The following is a 10,641-nucleotide window of genomic DNA, read 5'->3' as shown; positions in this document are numbered from 1 at the left end:
CGTGGAAGAGCTTCGCCGGGGTGATGGCCGGGACCCTGATCCTGGAAGCGATCGTGGTGCTGCTGGCGATACCGGTGGTGGGCGCGGTCGGTGGCGGCTTGCACGCGGCGTCACTGAGCTATTTGATCGGGGTGGCCGTGCTGCTGGTGGTGCTGTCCGGACTGCAGCGCAAGCCCTGGGCGATCTGGGTCAATCTGGGGTTCCAGCTGGCGCTGGTGGCCGGCTTCCTGCTGGATCCGGCCGTCGGCTTCATCGGGCTGCTGTTCACCGGGGTGTGGGCGTTGATCGCCTATCTGCGGGCCGAGGTGCAACGCCGGCAGGCGGCTCAGGCCCTCGAACCGCCGCCGGATTAGTGCCAGGACCGGCGGGCCTCTACTCTTGGGCACCGTGAGCGAACGGACCCTGGTACTGATCAAGCCCGACGGTGTGCAACGGCAGTTGATCGGCGAAATACTCAGCCGCATCGAGCGCAAAGGCCTCACCATCGCGGCGCTGGAGCTCAGGAACGTCGACGACGAGCTGGCCCGCAGCCACTACGCCGAGCACGAGGACAAACCGTTCTTCGGGTCGCTGCTGGAGTTCATCACGTCGGGACCGGTGGTGGCCGCGGTCGTCGAGGGGCCCCGCGCCATCACGGCGTTCCGGCAACTCGCTGGTGGCACCGACCCGGTGGAGAAGGCCACACCCGGCACCATTCGCGGTGATTTCGGGCTGGAAACGCAGTTCAACCTGGTGCACGGGTCCGATTCGGCCGAATCGGCGCAACGCGAGATCGGCCTCTGGTTCCCCAGCTCCTAACCGCTTCTCAGGCCGGTTTGCCGGCCATCGGTCTCCGGGGTGACGGACTTCATTCCCGGGTGTGGGATACTGACTCTCGGGTGAACGGCGTCGAACTGGCGGCGGACACCCGAATGAAGACTTGGGCAAGCGCGACCATCGCCAGTCCGCTATGCGGCGCAGCATGTCAAGCCGTCATTCAGTACGGTGCCGAGTGGGTCCGATCTGGGTCGCTCGGCGCGAGACCATCACAAGTCCGGGAGAAGTGACCCGGACCCATAGCGAAGCCCTCGCGTGGCCGCGTCGATAGGACGCGCCCGGGGGCCTGAGGAGAAACGTGGTAGACGGTGCCCCATCTTCAGACCAGACAAATGAGCCGACACAGGAACTGCCGGACCGCCTGAGAGTCCATTCGCTCGCGCGCACCCTGGGGACCACCAGCAGGCGGGTCCTCGATGCCCTGGCCGCGCTGGACGGACGAATCCGCAGCGCGCATTCCAGCGTGGACCAGGTCGACGCGGTACGGGTTCGGGATCTCCTGGCGGCCCAGCCCGACACCGTCCCCGACGCCCCCGCGACCGCTGCGGCACCCGATGCCGGTGCCGAGCCGGAATCGCGGCTGATGCTGGAAACCGCGGAAGGCGTCGTCGAGCGACCGCCGTACATGCCGCTGTTCGTCGCCCCCCAGCCGGTGCGGGTCGAGGCCAGAGTCGACGTGGCAGTGGATGACGACGAGTCCACCGACGACTCCGCCGACGATTCCGACGACAGTGACGGCGCCGGCGATGCTGACGACGAGGGAGCGGGAGATCGTCCGGCCAACAAGCGGCGTCGCCGGGGACGTCGTGGCCGTGGTCGCGGTCGTGGCGAGCAGGGCGGCGACGGTCCCCAGGACAGCCCGAACGGGGACTCCGCAGGCCCCAGCGGCGACCAGCGTGCTGGCGAGGCGGACGGTGCCGACCAGGACGAGGACTCCGACGATGCCGACGAGTCCGATGACTCCGACAACGGCGACGACGAGAACGGTTCGGCCGACGGCGGTAGCCGCCGCCGGCGGCGCCGGAGACGGCGCAAGTCCGGAGCCGCCGAGGAAGGCGACGACAGTCCTTCGCCGGACGATCCGCCCAACACCGTCGTGCACGAGCGGGCACCGCGCAGCGGTGGCGGCAAGCAGGGCGGCGACAACGGCAGCGGTTCCGGTTCCAACGAGATCAAGGGAATCGACGGTTCCACCCGTCTGGAAGCCAAGCGTCAGCGCCGCCGGGACGGGCGCGACGCCGGCCGGCGGCGCCCGCCGGTCCTGACCGAAGCCGAATTCCTCGCCCGCCGTGAGGCCGTGGATCGGGTGATGGTGGTGCGTGACCGCGTCCGTACCGAGCCGCCGCACCCCGGCGACCGCTACACGCAGATCGCGGTGCTCGAAGACGGCATCGTGGTGGAACACTTCGTGACCTCTGCGGCTTCGGCATCGCTGGTCGGCAACATCTATCTGGGCATCGTGCAGAACGTGTTGCCGTCGATGGAGGCGGCGTTCGTCGACATCGGCCGTGGCCGCAACGGCGTGCTCTACGCGGGCGAGGTCAATTGGGAGGCCGCCGGTCTGGGCGGGTCCGACCGCCGCATCGAACAGGCCCTCAAGCCCGGCGACTACGTGGTGGTGCAGGTCAGCAAGGACCCGGTGGGGCACAAAGGCGCGCGGCTGACCACGCAGGTGTCGCTGGCCGGACGTTTCCTGGTCTATGTGCCGGGAGCTTCGTCGACCGGTATCAGCCGCAAACTGCCCGACACCGAACGTCAACGGCTCAAGGAGATCCTGCGCGAGGTGGTGCCGTCGGACGCCGGGGTCATCATCCGCACCGCATCCGAGGGAGTCAAAGAAGAGGACATCCGCGGCGACGTCACCCGGTTGCAGGAGCGCTGGAACGAAATCGACGCCAAGGCCGCCGAGACCAAGCAGAAAGCGGCCGGCGCCGCGGTCGCTCTGTACGAAGAGCCCGACGTCCTGGTCAAGGTCATCCGGGACCTGTTCAACGAAGACTTCTCCAGCCTGATCGTGTCCGGCGACGAGGCCTGGACGACCATCAACGAGTACGTGAATTCTGTTGCCCCCGAGCTGGTTTCGAAGCTCAACAAGTACGAGCCGGCGGACGGCAACGGGCCCGATGTGTTCGCGGTGCACCGCATCGACGAGCAACTCGCCAAGGCCATGGACCGCAAGGTGTGGTTGCCTTCCGGTGGCACGCTGGTGATCGACCGGACCGAGGCGATGACGGTGATCGACGTCAACACCGGCAAGTTCACCGGTTCCGGGGGAAACCTGGAGCAGACCGTCACCAAGAACAACCTGGAGGCGGCCGAGGAGATCGTGCGACAGCTGCGGCTGCGCGACATCGGCGGCATCGTGGTCATCGACTTCATCGACATGGTGCTCGAATCCAACCGCGACCTGGTGCTGCGCCGGATGACCGAGGCGCTGGCCCGCGACCGCACCCGCCACCAGGTGTCGGAGGTGACCTCGCTGGGCCTGGTCCAGCTCACCCGCAAGCGGTTGGGCACCGGGTTGATCGAGGCGTTCTCGTCATCGTGTCCCAACTGCGCCGGCCGTGGGATTCTGCTGCACGCCGATCCGGTCGACTCGGCCCCGGCGACCGGGCGCAAGTCCGAGACCAGCGGCCGTCGCAACCGGCGGTCGAAGAAGAACCGGTCCGAAGAATCCGTGGAGAAGGCGGTGGTGGCGAAGGTCCCCACGCACGCGCCCGGAGAACACCCGATGTTCAAGGCGATGGCCGCATCGTCGCGTGACGACGACGATGACGCCGACGACGCGGGCGAGGACGCATCTGTCGAGGCCGAGCAGACCACCGAGGGCGCGGTTGCGGATGCTGATGCCGCCGTCGAAGTCTTCGAGGACATCGAAGACACCGACGAGGACGACGACGACGCGGACGATGACGACACGGACGATGACGACACGGACGATGACGACACGGACGACGAGGAAGATGCTGACGACGACGAGGACCTCGATGACGATGACGAGGACCTCGACGACGAAGATGTCGACGAACTCGACGACGAAGACCTCGAGGACAACGACGATGAGGACAGCGACGACGACGAGGACGGTGAAGACGAGGACAGCGACGACGACGAGGACGACGTGGTCAGCGTCGCCACCGGCGTCGAGCAGGTGTCCGCGCCGGTGTCGGTCGCACCGCGCCGGCGGCGTGCGGCCGGCCGGCCGGCCGGGCCACCCATCCACGGGGACTGACGGCCGGGGTCGGTTTGACCCTGTAGCCGCTGGTCACGTACCCTAGGACAGTTGTCGTCAGGCCGTGCGGACGCTGGCCGACGACAGCGGGACACGCAAGCCCGCACCAGACCACCCACCGCGCAGAGTCGCTGGCACGTGCGCGAGCCAACGCAGGCAGCAGAACAGGCAGGAGTGAGACCGATGGCTACCTACGCAGTCGTCAAGACCGGCGGTAAGCAGTACAAGGTTGCCGTCGGCGACGTCGTCAAGGTCGAGAAGATCGAATCCGAGCCGGGCTCGAACGTGTCGCTGCCGGTCGCCCTGGTCGTGGACGGCGCCGACGTCACCACCGACGCCGATGCGCTCGCGAAGGTCGCCGTCACCGGCGAGGTGCTCGAGCACACCAAGGGCCCCAAGATCCGGATCCACAAGTTCAAGAACAAGACCGGCTACCACAAGCGTCAGGGACACCGTCAGCAGCTGACGGTCCTCAAGGTCACCGGAATCAAGTAAAAGGGCGGCAGACATGGCACACAAGAAGGGCGCTTCCAGCTCACGCAACGGCCGGGATTCCGCAGCTCAGCGGTTGGGCGTCAAGCGGTTCGGCGGTCAGGTCGTCAAGGCCGGCGAAATTCTGATCCGCCAGCGCGGCACCAAGTTCCACCCCGGCGTCAACGTCGGGCGCGGCGGTGACGACACCCTGTTCGCAAAGGCGGCCGGGGCGGTCCAGTTCGGCGTCAAGGGCGGCCGCAAGACCGTCAGCATCGTCGGGCCCAGCTCGGACTAGTCCGGGCCCGAGTGCCGCGGGTGCGCCCGCCGGCTTATTGAGGGGAAGCCCGATGGCTCGATTCGTCGATCGGGTGGTCATTCACGCACGCGCGGGTTCCGGCGGCAACGGCTGCGCGTCCGTCCACCGCGAGAAGTTCAAGCCCCTGGGCGGGCCCGACGGCGGCAACGGCGGCCGCGGCGGCAGCATCGTGTTCGTCGTCGACCCGCAGGTGCACACCCTGCTGGACTTCCATTTCCGACCGCATGTCACCGCGCCGTCCGGCAAGCAGGGGGCGGGCAACAATCGCGACGGCGCCGCGGGTGCCGATCTGGAGGTCAAGGTTCCCGACGGGACCGTGGTGTTGGACGAGAACGGCCGACTGCTGGCCGACCTGGTGGGCATCGGCACCCGGTTCGAAGCCGCCGCCGGCGGCCGCGGTGGTCTGGGCAATGCCGCGCTGGCCTCGCGTGCCCGCAAGGCGCCCGGCTTCGCACTGCTCGGTGAGCCCGGGCAGGCCCGGGATCTCACCCTCGAGCTCAAGACCGTCGCCGACGTCGGGTTGGTCGGGTTTCCCTCGGCCGGAAAGTCTTCGCTGGTATCGGTGATCTCAGCGGCCAAACCCAAGATCGCCGACTACCCGTTCACCACGCTGGTGCCCAACCTGGGCGTGGTGTCGGCCGGCGAGCATGCGTTCACCGTCGCCGACGTGCCGGGTTTGATTCCGGGCGCTTCGGAGGGCCGCGGCCTGGGTCTGGACTTCTTGCGGCACATCGAGCGCTGTGCGGTGCTGGTGCACGTAGTGGACTGTGCGACGGCAGATCCCGGTCGCGACCCGATCTCCGACATCGATGCGCTGGAAGCCGAACTCGCCGCGTACACGCCCACTCTGCAGGGCGATGCGGTGCTCGGTGACCTGGCCGAGCGTCCGCGTGCGGTGGTGCTGAACAAGATCGACGTTCCCGAGGCGCGTGAGTTGGCCGAGTTCGTCCTCGACGAGATCGCCGAACGCGGCTGGCCGGTGTTCCTGGTCTCCACGGCGACGCGGGAAGGCTTGCAGCCGTTGATCTTCGGGCTGTGGAAGATGGTCTCGGAATACAATGCGGCGCGGCCGGCGCCGGTGCCGCGCCGGCCGGTGATCCGTCCGGTTCCTGTCGATGAGAGCGGTTTCACCGTCGAACCCGACGGCGCGGGTGGCTTTGTGGTGACCGGTGCGCGTCCCGAGCGCTGGATCGGTCAGACGAACTTCGACAACGACGAGGCCGTCGGCTATCTCGCCGACCGCCTGGCCCGCCTCGGCGTCGAGGATGAACTGCTGCGACTGGGCGCGCGGCCCGGCTGCGCGGTGACGATCGGTGAGATGACGTTCGACTGGGAACCGCAGACTCCCGCGGGAGTGCAGGTTCCGCTGACCGGTCGGGGCACCGATGTCCGGCTGGAGCGCAATGATCGCGTCGGCGCCGCGGAGCGAAAGGCCGCTCGGCGCCAACGCCGCGAGCACGAGTCGTGATCAGCGAGCACCGCAAGGCCATCCGAACGGCGCGCAGTGTCGTCGTCAAGGTCGGCACCACCGCACTGACCACCGAGACCGGCATGTTCGACGCCGGCCGGTTGGCGGTCCTCGCCGACGCCATCGAGACCCGCATGAAGGCGGGCACCGACGTCGTCATCGTGTCCTCGGGTGCCATCGCCGCAGGCATCGAGCCGCTCGGATTATCGCGTCGGCCCAAGGATTTGGCGACCAAACAGGCCGCGGCCAGCGTCGGGCAGGTGGCCCTGGTGAACTCCTGGAGCGCCGCTTTTGCCCGCTACGGCCGCACCGTGGGGCAGGTGCTGTTGACCGCGCACGATATCTCGATGCGGGTGCAGCACAACAACGCTCAGCGCACCCTGGACCGGTTGCGGGCACTGCACGCGGTCGCGATCGTCAACGAGAACGACACGGTGGCCACCAACGAGATCCGGTTCGGCGACAACGACCGGCTCTCGGCGCTGGTGGCGCATCTGGTGGGTGCCGACGCGTTGGTGCTGCTGTCCGACATCGACGGGCTCTACGATGCGGATCCGCGAAAGTCCGCCACTGCCAGGTTCATTCCGGAGGTGCGGGGTCCGCAGGATCTGACCGGAGTGGTCGCCGGGCAGAGCAGTCATCTGGGCACCGGCGGCATGGCATCGAAGATGTCGTCGGCGCTGCTGGCCGCCGACGCCGGGTTGCCGGTGTTGCTTGCTCCGGCAGCCGAAGTCGCTCAGGCGCTCACCGACGCGTCGGTGGGCACGGTGTTTGCGCCGCGCGCCGAACGGATGTCGGCGCGACGATTCTGGGTGCGGTATGCCGCCGAGTCCACCGGGTCACTGGTCCTGGACGACGGCGCGGTGCGCGCCGTTGTGACGCAACGGCGTTCGTTGCTGCCTGCCGGCATCACCGGGGTTTCGGGCAAGTTCTTCGGCGGCGACGTCGTCGAATTGTGCGGATCGGAAGGGGTGGTGGTGGCCCGGGGTGTGGTCGCGTACGACGCGGGTGAACTGGCCGGCATGATCGGCCGTTCCACCTCGGACCTACCCGGTGAATTACGCCGTCCGGCGGTACACGCCGACGATCTGGTAGTCGTGCAACAACTTCAGTAGGTCACTGCGCAGGCTGTAGATACAGTGAGCCCCAGACTATTTCAGTCAGGGTCGCGGCCAGCTGGGTGTCGTACTCCGACGGCTGGACCGGCAGGTTCTGGTGGCAGGCCCGCTCGACCATCCAGGTCAATGCGCTGGCGGTGGTCACCGCATGCAGCTGCGGACGGATCGACCCGTCGGCCTGGCCTTCTTCGATGACCCGCGTCAAGCGCCCGCTGACGTTGTTCAGCAGGTCGCGGTAGGCCTGCGCGGTCGTGGGGTCGTAACCGGAGACTTCGTTGAGCGCCACCAGAACTGGTTGGTGACGACGGAAATTGGCGATGATGCTGGCCATTGCCACCCGGGCGTCATCGGGATTATGCCGCCAGGCCACGTCCCACCAGCGCTCTCCACTGGTAGTCAGGTCGTCGAGTACCTGATTGGCGAGGCGGCGCAACAGGTGGCCCTTGTCTTCGAAGTAGATGTAGAAGCTGGCCCGCGAGATGCCGGCCTCGGTGGCCAGGCGATCGACGCTGAGTTCGGTGAAGCTGGTGCCGTCGCGCATCAGCCGTTCGGTGGCCTCCAACAGCCGGCGTTCCATCTGCTCTTGCCGCTGCTCACGCTCCTGCTGGCGATTGCCCTGGGATTTGCGTGTCACGGCCGGCATTCGACGAGCATAACCGACCCATGGACGTCTTGACTAGACGAAGTGTCTAAGCATATCGTCGAATCAACGGAAGGACGCATTCATGAGCACATCTGTGCAGCCCGCCACCCGCCCTTATGATGCGATCGACCTGTCCTCCAAGGCTTTTTGGTCGACGACGGCCGCCGACCGGGAACGATCTTTCGCCACATTGCGAGCCGAGCGGCCGGTCAGCTGGCAGCCGCCGGTAGAAGGCGACCTGATCGACAATCCGGCCGATCCCGGCTACTGGGCGGTGACCCGCCGTGCGGACATCGTCGAGGTCAGTCGCACCAATGAGGTGTTCCTGTCCGGCAAGGGCGTCATGTTCGCCGACATCCCCGAAGAGTTGCTGGAGGCGTCGCAGTCCTTCCTGGCGATGGACCCGCCGCGGCACACCAAACTTCGCAAGCTGGCCAGCGCGGCGTTCACCCCCCGACAGGTCCGGCGTATCGAAGATTCGATCAAGCACAACGCCAAGGTCATCGTCGAGGAACTGCGGGCCGCCGGCAGCGGCGCCGACTTCGTCGACATCTGCGCCAAAGAACTGCCAATCCGCACCCTGTCGGACATGATGGGCATCCCGGAATCCGAGCGCCACCAGGTGGCAAGCGCGGCCGACGCCGTGGTCTCCTGGGCTGATCCCGAATTCCTCGACGGTCGCAACCCGCTCGAGTTGCTGTTCCAGAATCAGCTGTACCTGCACCAGGTGGCCGGAGCGCTGGCCGCGCAGCGCCGCGAACAGCCAGGAGACGATCTGTTCAGCAGCCTGGTGACCGCCGAAGTGGACGGTGATCGCCTGACCGACGCGGAGGTGGCCGCCTTCTTCGTCCTGCTCGCCGTGGCCGGCAACGACACCACCCGCCAGACCGCCAGTCACGCATTGAAGGCGCTCACCGACTTTCCCGACCAAAAAGATTGGCTTTCCAGTGATTTCGACAACCGCATCGGCACAGCGGTCGAGGAGTTCATCCGGTGGGCCACCCCGGTGATGACCTTTCGCCGTACTGCGGCAAAGGATTACGAACTCGGTGGTCAGACCATCCGGGCCGGGGAGAAGGTCGCCATGTTCTACGCCTCGGGAAACTGGGACCGCGACGCCTTCGACCATCCCGAACGGTTGGACCTGGGCCGCAATCCCAATCCGCATGTGGGCTTCGGCGGTGGTGGCGTGCACTTCTGCCTCGGCGCGCACGTGGCGCGAGCACAGCTGCGTGCCCTGTTCGGCGAACTACTGCGCCAGGTGCCGGAAATTCAGGCCGGCGAACCGTCTTACGTCGTCGGCAATTTCATTCACGCCATCCGGCGCATGCCCTGCACTTTCTGACAGCTCGGCGCAACAGGAGTACAGTCGCGCACGCTTGTAGGGCTGTGCTCCTGACCCGTCCGACCACGGCGCTGTCGCCGGTCTGGTCGTCGCCAAGAATCTGTTGAGAATCCGCACAGTCGCTTCCGAGAAGCTCGTCACATCAGCGAGTTGGTCACCCTGACCGGTCGCACATGCCAGAGATTCGGAGAAGACCATGTGGGCATTGACAACATCGAACGGACTGCGCGTCGACAACATCCGGTACGAGCACGACGCCCGGATGGCCGTTCACAACCTGGGTTATCCGCGAGTCATCGGTCCCTACTCCTGGCAGGTGATCGACAACCAGGGCCGCCAGTTCGTCGCCGAGGTCAGAAGGGCGCGTTGACGCTCAGTTCGGTGACTAACAAGCTCAACATCTCCGAACAGCCCCCGTCGACCTTGACGTCAGCCATGTCGTCACCCCGGGTGCGACCCCGATTGACGATCGCCACCGGCGTGCCGGTGGCGGCGGCGTGGCGCACAAATCGGTACCCGGAGAACACCGTCAGCGACGAACCTGCTACCAACAGGGCATCAGCCTGATCGACAAGTGAATAGGATTGAGCGACGCGGTCTTTCGGTACGCTCTCACCGAAATACACGATGTCGGGTTTGAGCATGCCGCCGCACCGCGGACAGTTCAGGTAGCGGAACGAGTCGGTCTCTTCGACGACGGCGTCGGCGTCCGGAGCCACCGCCAACCCACCGACGGCTTCGGCACGTTCGGTGAAGCCCGGGTTGAGCGCTTCGAGTTCGTCCGCCAGCGCCTCGCGGCTCATGGTGAAGCTGCAGTCCAGACAGGCCACCTGCGCATAGGTGCCGTGCAGATTGATGACGTGCCGGCTGCCGGCCTTGGTGTGCAGCAGGTCGACGTTCTGGGTGATCAGCCCGGTCACCGCGCCCGCCTGCTCCAACGCGGCCAGCGCCCGATGCCCGGCATTGGGCCGGGTGTCGTCCATGTGTCGCCAGCCGACGTGGTTGCGCGCCCAGTACCGCTGCCGGAACGCGGGGTCGGAGGTGAACTGGCGGATCGTCATGGGATTGCTGGGCGGCGACTCCGGACCCCGATAGTCGGGGATGCCGGAATCGGTGGACAGCCCCGCGCCGGTGAGTACCGCCACGCGCCGACCGCTCAGCAGCGCGACCAGTTCGGGGGATTCCACCCCTTCGAGGATAGAACGCTGCGGGGTCCCGCCGAGCCGGCG

The 10,641-nt window shown here is 66.9% G+C and carries 11 protein-coding genes; 9 read left to right on the top strand and 2 right to left on the bottom strand.

Going from position 1 to position 10,641, the window contains the following annotated elements:
• The first annotated feature begins 23 nt into the window (after positions 1 to 23).
• The 7 genes from AC5Y3Z_RS18570 to proB all read left to right on the top strand — a co-directional run bounded on the left by AC5Y3Z_RS18570 (position 24) and on the right by proB (position 7,421).
• Positions 24 to 353: a DUF4233 domain-containing protein gene (locus AC5Y3Z_RS18570; RefSeq protein WP_463824946.1), complete on the top strand. Its 330-nt coding sequence runs from the start codon at positions 24 to 26 to the stop codon at positions 351 to 353.
• 34 nt (positions 354 to 387) lie between these two features.
• Positions 388 to 798 (top strand): nucleoside-diphosphate kinase, encoded by a 411-nt coding sequence (gene ndk / locus AC5Y3Z_RS18565; RefSeq protein ID WP_463824854.1) that lies wholly within the window; start codon positions 388 to 390, stop codon positions 796 to 798.
• 316 nt (positions 799 to 1,114) lie between these two features.
• Positions 1,115 to 4,048 (top strand): ribonuclease E, encoded by a 2,934-nt coding sequence (rne, locus tag AC5Y3Z_RS18560; protein WP_463824853.1) that lies wholly within the window; start codon positions 1,115 to 1,117, stop codon positions 4,046 to 4,048.
• A gap of 183 nt (positions 4,049 to 4,231) precedes the next feature.
• The gene (rplU, locus tag AC5Y3Z_RS18555; RefSeq protein ID WP_463824852.1) at positions 4,232 to 4,543 is read left to right on the top strand and encodes a 50S ribosomal protein L21; all 312 of its coding nucleotides are present in this window, start codon (positions 4,232 to 4,234) and stop codon (positions 4,541 to 4,543) included.
• Positions 4,544 to 4,556: 13 nt separating this feature from the next.
• Entirely contained in the window at positions 4,557 to 4,817 is a 261-nt protein-coding gene (gene rpmA / locus AC5Y3Z_RS18550) for a 50S ribosomal protein L27 (protein WP_463824851.1), read from the top strand.
• A gap of 52 nt (positions 4,818 to 4,869) precedes the next feature.
• On the top strand, positions 4,870 to 6,306 hold the full coding sequence (obgE, locus tag AC5Y3Z_RS18545) for a GTPase ObgE (protein ID WP_463824850.1): 1,437 nt from the start codon (positions 4,870 to 4,872) through the stop codon (positions 6,304 to 6,306).
• Entirely contained in the window at positions 6,303 to 7,421 is a 1,119-nt protein-coding gene (gene proB, locus AC5Y3Z_RS18540; RefSeq protein ID WP_463824849.1) for a glutamate 5-kinase, read from the top strand. The genes obgE and proB overlap by 4 nt, the downstream gene beginning before the upstream one ends.
• A gap of 1 nt (position 7,422) precedes the next feature.
• Here proB and AC5Y3Z_RS18535 read toward each other — a convergent pair whose 3' ends face one another.
• Positions 7,423 to 8,067: a TetR/AcrR family transcriptional regulator gene (locus AC5Y3Z_RS18535; RefSeq protein ID WP_463824848.1), complete on the bottom strand. Its 645-nt coding sequence runs from the start codon at positions 8,065 to 8,067 to the stop codon at positions 7,423 to 7,425.
• An 82-nt stretch (positions 8,068 to 8,149) separates the two neighbouring features.
• Between AC5Y3Z_RS18535 and AC5Y3Z_RS18530 the strand changes: the two genes are divergently transcribed.
• Together AC5Y3Z_RS18530 and AC5Y3Z_RS18525 are read left to right on the top strand one after the other, a co-directional pair.
• Positions 8,150 to 9,412, top strand: a complete 1,263-nt coding sequence (locus AC5Y3Z_RS18530) for a cytochrome P450 (RefSeq protein ID WP_463824847.1) — start codon at positions 8,150 to 8,152, stop codon at positions 9,410 to 9,412.
• Between the two features lie 205 nt (positions 9,413 to 9,617).
• Positions 9,618 to 9,782 (top strand): hypothetical protein, encoded by a 165-nt coding sequence (locus AC5Y3Z_RS18525; RefSeq protein ID WP_463824846.1) that lies wholly within the window; start codon positions 9,618 to 9,620, stop codon positions 9,780 to 9,782.
• Here the strand turns inward: AC5Y3Z_RS18525 and AC5Y3Z_RS18520 are convergent.
• Positions 9,766 to 10,599, bottom strand: a complete 834-nt coding sequence (locus AC5Y3Z_RS18520; protein ID WP_463824845.1) for an NAD-dependent protein deacetylase — start codon at positions 10,597 to 10,599, stop codon at positions 9,766 to 9,768. The genes AC5Y3Z_RS18525 and AC5Y3Z_RS18520 overlap by 17 nt on opposite strands.
• Positions 10,600 to 10,641: the final 42 nt, after the last annotated feature.

It is taken from the genome of Mycobacterium sp. NGS61 (assembly GCF_059812325.1).
Note: the sequence above shows the minus strand (reverse complement) of the source record. Positions and strands in the feature narration are given on the sequence as shown.